This is a genomic window from Pantoea graminicola, assembly GCF_048452665.1.
In the GTDB taxonomy this organism is placed as follows: Bacteria; Pseudomonadota; Gammaproteobacteria; order Enterobacterales; family Enterobacteriaceae; genus Pantoea.
Genome location: NZ_JBLWSJ010000014.1, coordinates 1 through 13,665 on the forward strand (window position 1 = coordinate 1; position 13,665 = coordinate 13,665).

Annotated in this window: 21 protein-coding genes; 6 read left to right on the forward strand and 15 right to left on the reverse strand. The window is 54.0% G+C overall.

The window, feature by feature from the left end; translation table 11 throughout:
- The first annotated feature begins 157 nt into the window (after positions 1 to 157).
- Entirely contained in the window at positions 158 to 712 is a 555-nt protein-coding gene (locus ACNY69_RS21155) for a gamma carbonic anhydrase family protein (RefSeq protein WP_367395871.1), read from the forward strand.
- Here ACNY69_RS21155 and ACNY69_RS21160 read toward each other — a convergent pair.
- The 6 genes from ACNY69_RS21160 to dprA are packed head-to-tail and all read right to left on the reverse strand — an operon-like array spanning position 679 to position 4,473.
- A complete protein-coding gene (locus ACNY69_RS21160) occupies positions 679 to 936 on the reverse strand; it encodes a DUF1488 family protein (protein ID WP_418800270.1) in 258 nt (85 codons plus the stop codon). The two genes, ACNY69_RS21155 and ACNY69_RS21160, sit on opposite strands and share 34 nt — an antisense overlap.
- Positions 933 to 1,751 (reverse strand): shikimate dehydrogenase, encoded by an 819-nt coding sequence (gene aroE / locus ACNY69_RS21165; RefSeq protein WP_111140913.1) that lies wholly within the window; start codon positions 1,749 to 1,751, stop codon positions 933 to 935. The genes ACNY69_RS21160 and aroE overlap by 4 nt, the downstream gene beginning before the upstream one ends.
- Positions 1,752 to 1,754: 3 nt before the next feature.
- The gene (gene tsaC / locus ACNY69_RS21170) at positions 1,755 to 2,327 is read right to left on the reverse strand and encodes an L-threonylcarbamoyladenylate synthase type 1 TsaC (protein ID WP_111140914.1); all 573 of its coding nucleotides are present in this window, start codon (positions 2,325 to 2,327) and stop codon (positions 1,755 to 1,757) included.
- Positions 2,328 to 2,333: 6 nt separating this feature from the next.
- Positions 2,334 to 2,879 (reverse strand): DNA topoisomerase family protein, encoded by a 546-nt coding sequence (locus ACNY69_RS21175; protein ID WP_111140915.1) that lies wholly within the window; start codon positions 2,877 to 2,879, stop codon positions 2,334 to 2,336.
- Between the two features lie 24 nt (positions 2,880 to 2,903).
- Positions 2,904 to 3,377 (reverse strand): DUF494 family protein Smg, encoded by a 474-nt coding sequence (smg, locus tag ACNY69_RS21180; protein WP_111140916.1) that lies wholly within the window; start codon positions 3,375 to 3,377, stop codon positions 2,904 to 2,906.
- A complete protein-coding gene (gene dprA, locus ACNY69_RS21185; protein WP_111140917.1) occupies positions 3,349 to 4,473 on the reverse strand; it encodes a DNA-protecting protein DprA in 1,125 nt (374 codons plus the stop codon). Before dprA ends, smg begins: the two co-directional genes overlap by 29 nt.
- Positions 4,474 to 4,588: 115 nt before the next feature.
- On the opposite strand from dprA, the gene def reads away from it, so the two are divergent.
- From def to mscL, 5 genes are all read left to right on the forward strand, one after another.
- Complete coding sequence (gene def, locus ACNY69_RS21190; RefSeq protein ID WP_111140918.1) at positions 4,589 to 5,101, forward strand: peptide deformylase; 513 nt, start codon at positions 4,589 to 4,591, stop codon at positions 5,099 to 5,101.
- A 20-nt stretch (positions 5,102 to 5,121) separates the two neighbouring features.
- A complete protein-coding gene (gene fmt / locus ACNY69_RS21195; protein ID WP_418800275.1) occupies positions 5,122 to 6,066 on the forward strand; it encodes a methionyl-tRNA formyltransferase in 945 nt (314 codons plus the stop codon).
- Between the two features lie 49 nt (positions 6,067 to 6,115).
- Positions 6,116 to 7,417, forward strand: coding sequence for a 16S rRNA (cytosine(967)-C(5))-methyltransferase RsmB (rsmB, locus tag ACNY69_RS21200; protein WP_418800278.1), 1,302 nt, complete (start codon positions 6,116 to 6,118; stop codon positions 7,415 to 7,417).
- A gap of 18 nt (positions 7,418 to 7,435) precedes the next feature.
- Positions 7,436 to 8,812, forward strand: a complete 1,377-nt coding sequence (gene trkA / locus ACNY69_RS21205) for a Trk system potassium transporter TrkA (protein ID WP_111140921.1) — start codon at positions 7,436 to 7,438, stop codon at positions 8,810 to 8,812.
- Positions 8,813 to 8,936: 124 nt separating this feature from the next.
- Positions 8,937 to 9,347: a large-conductance mechanosensitive channel protein MscL gene (gene mscL, locus ACNY69_RS21210; protein WP_111140922.1), complete on the forward strand. Its 411-nt coding sequence runs from the start codon at positions 8,937 to 8,939 to the stop codon at positions 9,345 to 9,347.
- A 30-nt stretch (positions 9,348 to 9,377) separates the two neighbouring features.
- Here mscL and ACNY69_RS21215 read toward each other — a convergent pair whose 3' ends face one another.
- From ACNY69_RS21215 to rpmJ, 9 genes are all read right to left on the reverse strand, one after another.
- Positions 9,378 to 9,575 carry an alternative ribosome-rescue factor A gene (locus ACNY69_RS21215; protein WP_111140923.1) on the reverse strand — a complete coding sequence of 66 codons (198 nt, stop codon included), beginning with the start codon at positions 9,573 to 9,575 and terminating at the stop codon, positions 9,378 to 9,380.
- 59 nt (positions 9,576 to 9,634) lie between these two features.
- Positions 9,635 to 10,051, reverse strand: a complete 417-nt coding sequence (zntR, locus tag ACNY69_RS21220) for a Zn(2+)-responsive transcriptional regulator (protein ID WP_111140924.1) — start codon at positions 10,049 to 10,051, stop codon at positions 9,635 to 9,637.
- Positions 10,052 to 10,423, reverse strand: a complete 372-nt coding sequence (locus ACNY69_RS21225; RefSeq protein ID WP_111140925.1) for a DnaJ family domain-containing protein — start codon at positions 10,421 to 10,423, stop codon at positions 10,052 to 10,054.
- Positions 10,424 to 10,518: 95 nt separating this feature from the next.
- Positions 10,519 to 10,905, reverse strand: a complete 387-nt coding sequence (gene rplQ, locus ACNY69_RS21230) for a 50S ribosomal protein L17 (RefSeq protein ID WP_003850180.1) — start codon at positions 10,903 to 10,905, stop codon at positions 10,519 to 10,521.
- A 40-nt stretch (positions 10,906 to 10,945) separates the two neighbouring features.
- The gene (locus ACNY69_RS21235; protein ID WP_003850179.1) at positions 10,946 to 11,935 is read right to left on the reverse strand and encodes a DNA-directed RNA polymerase subunit alpha; all 990 of its coding nucleotides are present in this window, start codon (positions 11,933 to 11,935) and stop codon (positions 10,946 to 10,948) included.
- Between the two features lie 25 nt (positions 11,936 to 11,960).
- A complete protein-coding gene (rpsD, locus tag ACNY69_RS21240) occupies positions 11,961 to 12,581 on the reverse strand; it encodes a 30S ribosomal protein S4 (protein ID WP_008927131.1) in 621 nt (206 codons plus the stop codon).
- Between the two features lie 32 nt (positions 12,582 to 12,613).
- Positions 12,614 to 13,003: a 30S ribosomal protein S11 gene (rpsK, locus tag ACNY69_RS21245; protein WP_004160563.1), complete on the reverse strand. Its 390-nt coding sequence runs from the start codon at positions 13,001 to 13,003 to the stop codon at positions 12,614 to 12,616.
- A 16-nt stretch (positions 13,004 to 13,019) separates the two neighbouring features.
- Positions 13,020 to 13,376, reverse strand: a complete 357-nt coding sequence (gene rpsM / locus ACNY69_RS21250) for a 30S ribosomal protein S13 (RefSeq protein ID WP_003850176.1) — start codon at positions 13,374 to 13,376, stop codon at positions 13,020 to 13,022.
- 146 nt (positions 13,377 to 13,522) lie between these two features.
- Positions 13,523 to 13,639: a 50S ribosomal protein L36 gene (gene rpmJ, locus ACNY69_RS21255; RefSeq protein WP_010252805.1), complete on the reverse strand. Its 117-nt coding sequence runs from the start codon at positions 13,637 to 13,639 to the stop codon at positions 13,523 to 13,525.
- Between the last annotated feature and the right edge of the window lie 26 nt (positions 13,640 to 13,665).

Genomic DNA, 13,665 nt, shown 5'->3' on the forward strand with positions numbered 1-13,665 from the left:
TCCCGTTTCAGAGCACAACTCTTTTTTTGGATCTTTTTTCTGAATGGTTATAAATGATCCAGATTGATGAGATCGCCAGCGATCCAGGCCAGAATTGGCTTGTCAGCTGGCTGAATTCGCATCAGGCTGACCAGAAAACAAGATAAAGGAGAACATAATGACTTCCGCTCTACGTCCCTATAAACATCTTTTTCCGCAAACCGGTCAGCGCGTCATGGTGGATCCCAGCAGCGTTGTCGTCGGCGATGTGGTTATGGCGGATGATGTCAGCATCTGGCCGCTGGTTGCTATCCGGGGTGATGTCAACCAGGTTCGCATTGGCGCCCGCACCAATGTTCAGGATGGCAGTGTTCTGCATGTGACGCACAGGTCCGCGTCTAATCCACAGGGCTTCCCGCTTATTATTGGTGAGGATGTGACGGTCGGGCATAAAGCCATGCTTCACGGCTGCACCATTGGTAATCGTGTGCTGGTCGGTATGGGATCCATTCTTCTCGATGGCGTAATAGTAGAAGATGAGGTGATGATTGGTGCCGGAAGTCTGGTGCCGCCGGGTAAAAGGCTGGAGAGCGGCTATCTCTATCTGGGGAGTCCGGTGAAACAGATCAGGCCGCTGAATGAGAGTGAGAAAGAAGGTTTACGCTACTCCGCTAACAACTACGTTACCTGGAAAGATGATTACCTGGCTGGCGACAGCCAGATCCAGCCCTGATCATCAATACGTTCCTGACGTATCGCCGCTTCTGCTTCATCTTCCAGATCCCAGCGATGGTGCTGAAACAGCGCCATCGTCTCTCCTTCACCAAAACGCGCCACCAGCGACTCAGCGCCAATGGCACAGTTCAGCCGCAAACCATTTACCAGCACCGGGAAACAGATAGCGTCGCGTTCTGCGTTATAGGTTTCCTCATCCGGAAACTGGATAGCCTGATTCACGGCTGCATAGCCTGCTTAAGCTGAACAATGACGGGCGCGATTTCCGGCATCACACCGTGCCACAGATAGAAGGCATGAGCAGCCTGGCCGACCAGCATGCCCACGCCATCGGCAAGGTGCTGTGCGCCGTGCGCCTGGCACCAGCGCAAAAATGGCGTCAGCCCGCTTTGATAGAACATGTCATAGCAGCGCACCCCGGGATGGATCAGTTCCGCAGGTAAAGGCGGCGTCTTGCCCTCTACGCCGCTTGAGGTGGCATTAATGATTAAATCGAAGTGCTGACTGGTCAGCTGGCCGAAATCAGAGGCGTGGATGGTGCCACTCTTATTAAACAGGCTGGCCAGCTCTTCTGCCCGCGCGGCGGTGCGGTTGACCACCGTCAGTGCAACGCCTGATGAAAGCAGCGGCAGAATGACCCCACGCGCCGCGCCGCCAGCGCCCACCAGCAACACACTGTCACCGGTCCTGATCATCCCCAGCCGTTCAAGATCGCTTAACAGGCCAATACCATCTGTATTGTCGCCCTGGATCAGTCCATCGCTGAGCTTCTTCACCGTGTTTACCGCGCCGGACAGCGCGGCACGTTCGGTGAGCCGATCGGCAAATTCAAATGCCTGCTGTTTGAAAGGCAACGTCACGTTAGCGCCACGCCCGCCCTGCTCAAAAAAAGCCGTCAGCGCCTGAGGAAATCCCTCTATCGGCGCGCAGATACGGCCATAGCGGTGTTCGATACCCGTCTGTTCAGCGAAAGCCTGATGGATCAGCGGAGATTTACTGTGGTTGATCGGATTACCGAAAACGGCGAAGTGGTCCATGCATTAACCCTGACGTATAAGTTCGCCGCTGATGACATCGCGGATCTCGGAAGGATTGAGTCGTCCGCCCGTCTTTCCTGACAGCACCGGGAAGTGCTCACCGAACTGGCGCTTCACCTCTTCTGCCGTGCGGCAGGGAGGCAGGCCGGTCAGGTTTGCGCTGGTTGATACCAGCGGCTTGCCAAATGCCCGGCAAATCGCCTGCACATCCGGATGGTCGCTGACGCGGATCGCCAGTGAATCAAACTGTCCGGTCAGCCAGCGCGGCGTCTGAGGGGGAACCGGAACAACAAACGTGACCGGGCCAGGCCAGCATGCAAACATCCGTTCCCGCTGGGTCACAGAGAGTTCGCGTGCGGAGATGTAAGGTTCCAGCTGGCTGTAATCCGCCGCGATCAGGATCAGCCCCTTCTCTACCGGACGCTGTTTCAGCGCCAGCAGGGCCATAACGGCGGATTCACTGTCAGGGTCACAGCCCAGACCAAATACGGCTTCTGTGGGATAGGCGATGACCGCCTGTCGATTCAGCTGCGCTAAGCAGGTCTCCAGGGAATCGGCGAGGTGTTGATTTTCCATGAACGATCAATTCTCTTCTGTAATGGCTTTGCCACAACGCTTACTGGCGCAGAAGCGTTTCACGCCCTGCGCGGTCTTTTTTTCAACTAACAGCGGATACTGGCAATAAGGGCAGACTCCGGCAACAGGCGTCAGGTTTACGACAAACTGGCAGGCCGGATAGCGATCGCATGAGTGAAAGGTTTTGCCATAGCGGGAACGTCGCTGAACCAGGTGGCCTTCATGGCACTGCGGGCAGGCCAGCGTGGTCTCATCCGGTTTGTCGATGGTTTCCGTATATCCGCATTCCGGGTAGTGGCTGCAGCCAATGAACATGCCAAAACGTCCCCGGCGCAGCACTTTATCTGCACCGCATTCAGGGCAGGCATGCCCTTCCAGCACTTTGACCACATGGCCATCAGCCTGACTTTTTAAAGGACGAATGTAGTCGCACGCCGGATAGTTCGCGCAGCCCAGGAAAGGACCGTGTTTACCGGAGCGGATAACCAGTTCTGCCCCGCAAGCGGGGCAGGGATCCTGTTTAGGCACCGTGAAAAGTGCAGCTTTACTCATAGCGATCAGTGCATGAAAGGAAATTTAATGCAGCATACCTTCATTGACGTCGAATAGCAGTTCTTCCATCTGCTGATAGGCGTTCTCACATCCCGGGATGTTGAACAACACCATCAGCACCACCCATTTGAGATCTTCCAGGTCAAACTCAGAAGTATCCAGCGCCATGACACGTTCGATAACCATTTCACGGGTTTCCAGATTCAGTACCTGAATCTGCTCCAGGAAGAGCAGGAAACCGCGGCTGTCAGCATCTAAACGCTTGCCCTCTTCATCGGTATAGATGCGCATAGAGAGCGGATCATTCGTCATTAAAACTGGCGCAACCAGTCCTTCCTGGTAATCCGCCAGTCTTTCCAGCCAGTTCAGCGCACTGTAGATATCTTCACGATGAAACCCGGCATCCGTCAGGTCGTCTGTCAATCTGTCCTGATCAACACCCATTTCTGCTTCGTTGTGGATATATGTTTCAAACAAATACATCAGTACGTCGAACATGGCATGCCCTCCTCAATCGGACATAGCCGCCGGGTACAGCTGCGATCCATCCTGCTAACTCCAGTTCCAGCAACTGAGCTGAGATAACTGGCACAGATTGGCCGGCACGTTCAGCGACAACGTCAACAGGTGTAACCTCATCACCTACGTTAGCCAACACATCAGCAAATGGCAATGGAGCAGCGTCACTCATCTCAGAATAAATTTCACTGGTCTGGATCTGCGGTAGCCAGTTGAGTGCGCTGGCCAGGTCTTCGAGGATGTTATCAGGGTGGGCCACCAGCAGTGCTCCCTGCTGGATCAGCCAGTTTACGCCTTCACTGAGCGGGTTGCCGAGTGCGCCAGGTAAAGCGTAGACATTGCGGTTCTGCTCCAGCGCATAACGGGCCGTCACCAGCGAGCCACTCCTGAGTGTTGCCTCTGCCACCAGCACCCCATGACTCAGACCACTGATGATACGATTACGGCGCGGAAAGTTAAGCGGATGCGGGATGGCCGTCAGCGGAAACTCCGACACGACTGCCCCGCCCTGTTCAACAATCTCTGCGGCCAGCCGGGCATGATTTTTGGGATAGAGCCGCTGCAGGCCACTGCCTAACACCGCCACCGTTTTTCCGCCCGCGCTCAGTGCAGCCCGATGCGCCACACCATCGATCCCCCGCGCCAGCCCGCTAGTGATAGTCAGACCGCTGAGCGACAGATGCCGGGTAAACCAGTCGCACCAGTAGCGGCCACTGTGTGAACCATTGCGGCTCCCTACCACGGCTAACTGAGGGGTACTGATTACGCCGGGATCGCCATGAATATAAAGTAGCGGGGGAAAGTGGCGTATTTCTCTGAGTTGAAGAGGATAGGCGGCGTCCAGCGCGCTCACCAGATGATGGGACGGGCTCTGCGCCAGCCAGGTGAAGACGCCGGCAATCGTCTGATCGCTGACGCCATTATATTGCTGACGCTGATTCGCATCTAAGCCAGCCCGGATCAGATGCTCAGGGTCAGTTACACCGGCTTCGGTTTTCTGCACTGCATCCACCCAGCGTTTCCCGGTCATTCCACTCACGGCTGCCAGCCGCATATAGTGCGCTAATCTCTCCATCGTCTGCTCCCTGATCGCCCCGGCTTCCTGCCGCACAATGCTGTCAATCAGGCCCTGAAAAGTCTACAATATGGGATAGTAATCTTTTCATAACCGAATACAGATCTGGATATTTATGTCAGTTTTGCAGGTATTACATTTCCCTGACGAGCGCCTGCGCAAAGTCGCCGCGCCCGTTAAAGAAGTTAACGCAGACATTCAGCGTATCGTTGATGATATGTTCGACACCATGTACGCCGAAGAAGGCATTGGTCTTGCGGCGACGCAGGTCGATATTCATCAGCGCATTATCGTGATTGATGTCTCTGAAAGTCGCGAAGAGCGTTTAGTACTGATTAACCCTGAGCTGCTGGAAAAAAGCGGTGAAACCGGTATCGAAGAGGGTTGCCTCTCTATTCCGGAACAGCGTGCTTTTGTTCCGCGCGCCGAACGGGTGAAGGTCCGCGCGCTGGATCGTGATGGTAAAAGTTTCGAACTGGAAGCCAGCGAGTTACTGGCTATCTGTATCCAGCATGAGATCGATCATCTGGAAGGCAAACTGTTTATCGATTATCTGTCGCCGCTGAAGCGTCAACGGATCAAAACGAAGTTAGAGAAGCTGGCGCGACAGAACGCCCAGGCTTCCTGAGAACTTAAGAAGGGATAAACGTGTCTGCCCCGCTAAAAATCATCTTTGCCGGCACACCTGACTTTGCAGCGCGTCATCTTGACGCGCTGCTTGCTTCTGAACATCAGGTTATCGGTGTATTCACCCAGCCCGACCGCCCCGCAGGTCGCGGCAACAAATTAACGCCTGGCCCGGTCAAAACGCTGGCCCTGGCGCATGACATCCCGGTTTTTCAGCCTAAATCTTTGCGACCTGAAGAGAATCAGCAGCTGGTCGCTGATCTGCAGGCCGATGTGATGGTGGTTGTGGCCTATGGTCTGATTCTGCCGAAAGCCGTGCTTGATATGCCCCGCCTGGGCTGTATTAACGTTCATGGTTCACTGCTGCCTCGCTGGCGTGGTGCCGCACCGATTCAGCGCGCACTCTGGGCGGGCGACAGTGAAACCGGTGTCACCATCATGCAGATGGATGTGGGTCTGGATACCGGCGATATGCTCTACAAGCTCGCCTGTCCGATTACCGCTCAGGATACCAGCGCCACCCTTTATGACCGGCTGGCAGAACTCGGGCCGCAGGGGCTGCTGGAGACGCTGACGTTACTGAATACGCAGCAGGCCGCCCCGGAGAAACAGGATGAGACGCAGGTCAGCTACGCTGAAAAAATCAGCAAAGAAGAGGCACGTCTTGACTGGACGCTGTCTGCAGAACAGCTTGAACGTTGCATTCGCGCATTTAACCCCTGGCCGATGAGCTTTTTCACGGTAGGGGATCAACCGGTAAAAGTCTGGCAGGCAAGCGTTCTGCCGCACTGCGATCGTTCGCCAGGTGAAATCATCCATGCTGACAAGCATGGCATCCAGGTCGCAACGGCTCAGGGTGTTCTGAACCTGCTGCAGTTACAGCCCGCCGGTAAAAAACCGATGTCGGCTCAGGATCTTCTCAACTCGCGCCGGGAATGGTTTGAACCTGGAACCCTTCTGGACTGACTCTCTGGCCCGGTGACTCGCCGGGCTTTTTGTTTGATGACAAAACCCTATGACTAAATCAATTAACCTGCGTAGCCTCTCCGCTCAACTCATCGAGCGCGTTGTCGACAAAGGTGAATCCCTGAATACCGTCCTGCCTGCCGCTCAGAAAAAACTCTCCGATAAAGACAGTGCTTTAGTGCAGGAGATCTGTTTCGGCGTCCTGCGCACGTTACCGCAGCTGGAAGCGCTGATAGGCAAACTGATGGAGCGCCCGCTGACCGGTAAACAGCGGGTTCTGCACTATCTGATCATGGTCGGGCTGTACCAGCTGGAGTATACCCGTGTCCCTGCCCATGCTGCGCTGGCAGAAACCGTCGCGGGTGCCGAGGCTCTGAAGCGCACCAGTCTGAAAGGCCTGCTGAATGGCGTACTGCGCCAGTTCCAGCGTCAGCGGGAAACCCTGCTGGCCAGCATTCAGGATGGCCCACAGCGCTATCTGCATCCGGGCTGGCTGCTGAAACGCCTGCAGCACGCCTGGCCAGCGCAGTGGCAGCAGATTGTGGAGGCGAATAATCAGCGTCCGCCGATGTGGCTGCGGGTCAACCGCCAGCACCACAAGCGTGACGCATGGCTGGCTATGCTGGCCGAAAGCGGCCGCAGTGCACAGCCCGCTGATGATGTGCCGGATGCGCTGCGGCTCGATGCCCCGGCGCCGGTCAGCCAGTTACCCGGCTTCGACCAGGGCTGGGTGACCGTGCAGGATCTATCTGCCCAGCGCTGCGCCCTGCTGCTTGAGCCGCGAAATGGCGAACAGATTCTGGATCTGTGCGCGGCACCCGGTGGTAAAACCACCCATATTCTTGAAATCGCGCCCGAAGCCAGCGTGCTGGCGGTCGATGTGGATGCTCAGCGCCTGAAGCGGGTTCATGAGAATCTGACACGACTGGCCATGAAAGCCGCGGTGAAACAGGGTGACGGACGGACGCCACAACAGTGGTGCGGCGAGCGTCAGTTTGACCGTATCCTGCTGGATGCCCCCTGCTCTGCTACTGGCGTTATCCGCCGTCATCCTGACATCAAATGGCTGCGCCGGGATCGTGATATCGCCGAGCTGGCCGCGCTTCAGCGCGAAATTCTGGACGCTATCTGGCCTCACCTGAAACCTGGCGGTACGCTGATCTATGCCACCTGCTCTGTTCTGCCTGAAGAGAATCATCAGCAGATTGACGCTTTTCTCCAGCGTCAGCCTGACGCCTGGGCCGAACCGCTGCAGGGTGCGCCCGCGAACGGGCTACAGGTTTTCCCGCAGGCCGAAGGCGGAGATGGTTTCTTCTACGCGAAGCTGATAAAAAAATCGGGTACAAACTGAGATGAGTATTGATAAGCGATGAAAATAATCATTCTGGGTGCAGGACAGGTTGGCGGCACGCTGGCAGAGAATCTTGTGGGTGAGAACAACGATATCACGGTGGTTGATACCGACGCCTCGCGCCTGCGTCATCTGCAGGATAAGTTCGATCTTCGTGTGGTGCAGGGTCATGGTTCCCATCCGCGCATCCTGCGCGAGGCAGGCGCCGAAGATGCCGACATGCTGGTTGCCGTCACAAACTCCGACGAAACCAATATGATTGCCTGCCAGATTGCCTATTCGCTTTTCAATACGCCTAATCGCATCGCCCGTATTCGCGCTGCCGACTATCTGCGTGACGCAGATAAGCTGTTTATCCCTGAAGCAGTGCCTATCGATCACCTGATCTCACCTGAGCAGCTGGTGATCGAAAATATCTATCGCCTGATCCAGTATCCCGGCGCACTGCAGGTGGTGAACTTTGCGGAGGGGAAAGTGAGCCTGGCCGTGGTGAAGGCTTACTATGGCGGGCCGCTTGTCGGCAATCCGCTGTCGATTATGCGGGAACATATGCCGCATATCGATACGCGCGTCGCCGCTATTTTCCGTCAGGATCGCCCTATCCGTCCGCAGGGCTCTACCATCGTCGAAGCCGGTGATGAGATCTTCTTCATCGCGGCCAGCCAGAACATTCGTGCGGTGATGAGTGAAATGCAGCGGCTGGAGAAACCCTACAAGCGCATTATGCTGGTCGGCGGCGGCAATATCGGGTTTGGCCTGGCGCAGCGACTGGAAAAGCACTACAGCGTGAAGCTGATCGAACGTAATCCTCAGCGCGCCGCCGAACTTGCAGAACACCTGCAGGACACCGTGGTCTTCTATGGCGACGCCTCAGATCAGGAGCTGCTGGCGGAAGAGCATGTCGAGCAGGTCGATCTCTTTATCGCCGTCACCAATGATGATGAAGCCAACATCATGTCTGCGATGCTGGCGAAGAAGATGGGTGCCAAAAAGGTGATGGTACTCATTCAGCGCCGCGCCTATGTCGATCTGGTTCAGGGCAGCGTAATTGATATTGCGATTTCGCCTCAGCAGGCGACGATTTCTGCGCTGCTGGGTCATGTGCGTAAAGCCGACATTGTGGGTGTCTCTTCATTACGACGCGGTATCGCAGAGGCGATCGAAGCGATCGCGCATGGTGATGAATCGACTTCGCGCGTGGTGGGCCGCTCAATTGATGATATCAAGCTGCCACCCGGAACCATTATCGGCGCGGTGGTTCGTGGCGACGACGTGATGATCGCCAACGATAATCTGCGTATTGAACAGGGCGACCATGTCATCATGTTCCTGACCGACAAAAAATTTGTGTCCGATGTGGAACGTCTCTTCCAGCCGAGCCCGTTCTTCCTCTGACATTCGGCAGCATCGGCTGGCAGCATCAGCGGCAGACAAAACTGCCGCTTAATTCGCTGCGTTTATGGCAAAACCAGCCAGGTTTGTTAGACTTTATGGCATTGGCTTAGGCAAGGAGATAAGTATGAGTTTAATCAAAGAGTTTCGTGAGTTTGCAATGCGCGGCAATGTGATAGATCTGGCCGTCGGTGTCATCATTGGCGCCGCTTTCGGTAAGATCGTTTCATCACTGGTCGCCAACATCATCATGCCGCCGCTCGGCTTGCTGATTGGTGGTGTCGATTTTAAATCTTTTCAGTGGGTGCTGAAGCCTGCAACTGGCGATGCGCCAGCCGTGGTCATGCAGTATGGTATTTTCCTGCAGACTATTTTCGATTTCGTGATTATCGCGTTTGCCATCTTTATGGCCATTAAGCTGATGAACCGTCTGTATAAGAAAAAAGAAGTCGAGAAGCCGGTTGCTAAGCCGTCGAACGAAGAAGTGCTGCTGACTGAAATCCGCGACCTGCTGAAACAGCAGAATACCCGCGTATAGTGTCTGAGCCGACAGGGCTTATCTGACGCTTTAAGCAGAAGGGCAGTGATAAGACGCTTTCTTATCACTGCCCTCCCATCCGTTCCCCTTGTTGTGTTTTTCCTTCCGTTTAAAACTTCCCTTACCCTTTTGCTTCTGCTCCACGCGCTGCCTGAAAAGTGGGTCGTGTAACAGAGCCTGGATTGCGTTATCGCGAATCTGCCCTTTGGTATGCTGGTATTTACTCATGACGCCTCCTGTTGAGATGGAGTGATACTTTATGCTTTTGCAGCAAAATAACAATATGCTTATTTGTCCTTTGCCCCGCCGCGCTCCAGAGCCTCCAGAATTGAGCACGAAATGCTACTGTGACTATCACCACAGCAGGCATCGGAAAGGTGCCGAAGCGAACGCTGCATCGTCTCCAGTTCTGCGATCATTTCAGCCACTTCACTGAGCCGCTTTTCAACGATCGCTTTGGACTCCTGGCAGGTGTGATGTGCCGGATCGACCCGGATCGAAAGAAGCTCCCTGATGGCTTCGAGGCTGAACCCCAGTTTGCGGCCATAGCGGATAAACTTCAGGCGCTGAAGGTCGCCCTCACTATAGAGACGAAAACCGCCCTCCGTCCGGCCATCATGTTCCATCATCTGCTGCTTTTCATAAAAGCGGATGGTGTCTGGCGTCACCTCTGCCAGCTTCGCTAACTGTCCGATGCGAAACATTTACTCCTCCTCGCGAAAACGCTTCTCAATCGCCGTGGAATAGGATCCGTGCAGAAAATCGGTGCTCATACCCGCCTGATGTAATCGCAGCGCCAGTATCTGCAGTCGATGACAGTGATCCTGATAGTGACGATCTTCGGGATCGAGCTGACGAATAAGATCGTTGACTTCAACCGCCTCACGTCTCAGCTCAAGTTCAGGTGGCAGAAAACCTGCATTTTTCAGTAACCGGTAGCCAGCTCTTAATTCCGGCGGAACGTGACTGTCATCATCCAGTTGCAGCGGCTTGCCGGCGCCGGGGAGATTACTCAGCTCGCCTTTTTCCAGTGCTGCTTTGATATGCTGTTCAGCAAGTTCGTCAACCAGCCACATAGCCGACTCCTCTGACGTTAAACGCGTTGCTTCTAAAATAGTAAATTTCAGGCAATAAAAAACCCGCCGGAGCGGGTTTTTTACGTTGCTGCAGATTACTCTGCGGCTGCTTCTGCTTGAGCTTCTGGACGATCAACCAGCTCGATGTAAGCCATCGGAGCGTTGTCACCAGCACGGAAGCCACACTTCAGAATGCGAGTGTAACCACCGGCACGGCTCGCGAAACGCGGGCCCAGCTCGTTAAACAGTTTTGCCACGATCTCGTTATCACGAGTACGGGCGAATGCCAGACGACGATTAGCTACGCTGTCGGTCTTGGCAAGAGTAATCAGCGGCTCAACTACGCGACGCAGTTCTTTGGCTTTCGGCAGAGTCGTTTTGATGATCTCGTGACGAACCAGAGAACCGGCCATGTTGCGGAACATAGCCTGACGATGGCTGCTGTTGCGGTTCAGTTGACGACCACTCTTACGATGGCGCATGACCTTATCCTTCTCAGTGAAACCTTAACCTGTGATCTGATTATTCATCAGCAATGCTTGCTGGCGGCCAGTTCTCAAGGCGCATGCCCAGAGAAAGACCACGCGAAGCCAGCACATCTTTAATCTCAGTAAGAGATTTTTTACCAAGGTTAGGCGTTTTAAGCAGCTCAACCTCGGTACGCTGTACCAGATCACCGATGTAGTGGATAGCTTCTGCCTTGAGGCAGTTAGCAGAGCGGACAGTCAATTCCAGATCGTCAACAGGGCGCAGCAGGATCGGATCGAATTCTGGTTTCTCTTCTTTCACTTCCGGCTGACGAACATCACGTAAGTCAACGAAAGCTTCCAGTTGTTCTGCCAGGATGGTTGCCGCACGACGAATCGCCTCTTCAGGATCGATTGTGCCGTTGGTTTCCATTTCGATGACCAGCTTGTCCAGGTCGGTACGCTGCTCAACACGCGCTGCTTCAACATTGTAGGCGATACGGTCTACAGGGCTGTAGCAGGCGTCAACGAGCAGACGGCCGATTGGGCGCTCATCTTCTTCCGAATGAATTCGGGCAGAAGCCGGCACATAGCCACGACCACGCTGAACTTTGATACGCATGCTGATAGCAGCGTTCTCATCGGTCAGATGGCAAATGACATGCTGAGGCTTGACGATTTCGACATCACCATCATGGGTAATGTCGGCTGCAGTCACAGGGCCAATGCCAGATTTATTCAGGGTCAGAATAACTTCATCTTTACCCTGAACTCTTACCGCCAGCCCTTTCAGGTTGAGCAGGATTTCCAGGATATCTTCCTGTACGCCCTCTTTGGTGCTGTACTCATGAAGTACACCATCAATTTCAACCTCGGTCACCGCGCAACCCGGCATGGATGAAAGCAGAATACGGCGCAGTGCGTTACCAAGAGTATGGCCAAAGCCACGCTCTAAAGGCTCAAGGGTCACCTTGGCGTGCGTCGAACTCACTTGCTCGATATCTACCAGGCGCGGTTTTAGAAACTCTGTCACAGAACCCTGCATTGTGTCCTCTCTTTGGTACTAAGCTTTACTTGGAGTAAAGCTCGACGATCAGGTGTTCGTTAATGTCCGCAGACAGATCAGTACGTTCAGGAATACGCTTGAACACACCTTCCATCTTAGTCGCATCAACTTCCAGCCAGGTTGGCTTTTCACGCTGCTCAGCCAGCTCCAGAGCGGCCTTCACGCGAGATTGCTTTTTGGCTTTCTCACGGATGCTAACGACATCATTCGGAGATACCTGATAAGAAGCGATGTTAACAACGCGACCGTTTACCAGAACAGACTTATGGCTTACCAGCTGACGTGCTTCTGCACGAGTGGCACCAAAGCCCATACGATAAACAACGTTGTCCAGACGACCTTCCAGCAGAGCCAACAGGTTTTCACCGGTGTTGCCTTTCAGACGAGCTGCTTCTTTATAGTAGTTACGGAACTGACGCTCCAGCACGCCGTAGATACGACGAACTTTCTGCTTTTCACGTAACTGACCGCCGTAATCAGACAGACGCGGTTTACGCGCACCATGCTGACCAGGGGCTTGTTCAATCTTACACTTGGAATCGATCGCGCGAACGCCAGACTTAAGGAATAAGTCAGTGCCCTCACGACGGCTCAGCTTGAGCTTAGGACCCAAATATCTTGCCATTTTCTTTCTCCAACTATCCTAAAAAACGGGCGTTATACGCGACGTTTTTTCGGCGGACGACAACCGTTATGAGGGATAGGAGTCACATCAGTAATATTAGTGATGCGGAAACCAGCGGCGTTCAGAGCACGAATAGTAGATTCGCGACCCGGACCCGGACCCTTTACCATAACTTCCAGATTCTTAATTCCGTAATCTTTTACCGCTTCTGCACAGCGCTCTGCAGCGACCTGAGCAGCAAACGGAGTGGATTTACGTGAACCGCGGAAACCGGAACCACCGGCGGTTGCCCAACCCAGTGCGTTACCCTGACGATCAGTAATGGTAACGATGGTGTTGTTAAAAGAAGCATGGACATGAGCCACGCCATCTGAGACTTGTTTTCTTACACGCTTACGTGCACGAACTGGTGCCTTTGCCATTATTTACTCACCCCGATTATTTCTTGATCGGTTTACGCGGACCCTTACGGGTACGTGCGTTGGTCTTGGTACGCTGACCGCGAACCGGAAGACCACGACGATGGCGCAAACCACGGTAGCAACCAAGGTCCATAAGACGCTTGATGCTCAGGGTGATTTCACGGCGCAGATCACCTTCAACAACGAATTTCGCAACTGCATCACGCAGCTGATCAATTTGTTCTTCAGACAGCTCACTGATCTTAACATTTTCAGCAATACCCGTTGAAGCGCAGATGGCTTTTGAACGAGTTTTGCCGATACCGAAGATCGAAGTTAATGCGATAACGGTATGTTTTTGATCAGGAATGTTAATGCCTGCTATACGGGCCACTATGCACTCCTATAATTAAACAAGCACGTCCCATGCTGAAAAGCCCGTTTTCAGGATACTCAAATGGAAACGCACTGACATACAAAAGATTGGCTGGCTAATCTAGCCAGCTCAACCCGACTTTGCAAGAAAAATATGTGACAAAATCAGCCTTGGCGCTGTTTATGCTTTGGCTCGGCGCTGCAGATCACACGTACGACACCGTCGCGACGAATGATTTTGCAGTTACGACATAATCTCTTGACGGAAGCACGAACTTTCATTTTTACTCTCCGTAACTTCTCAACCA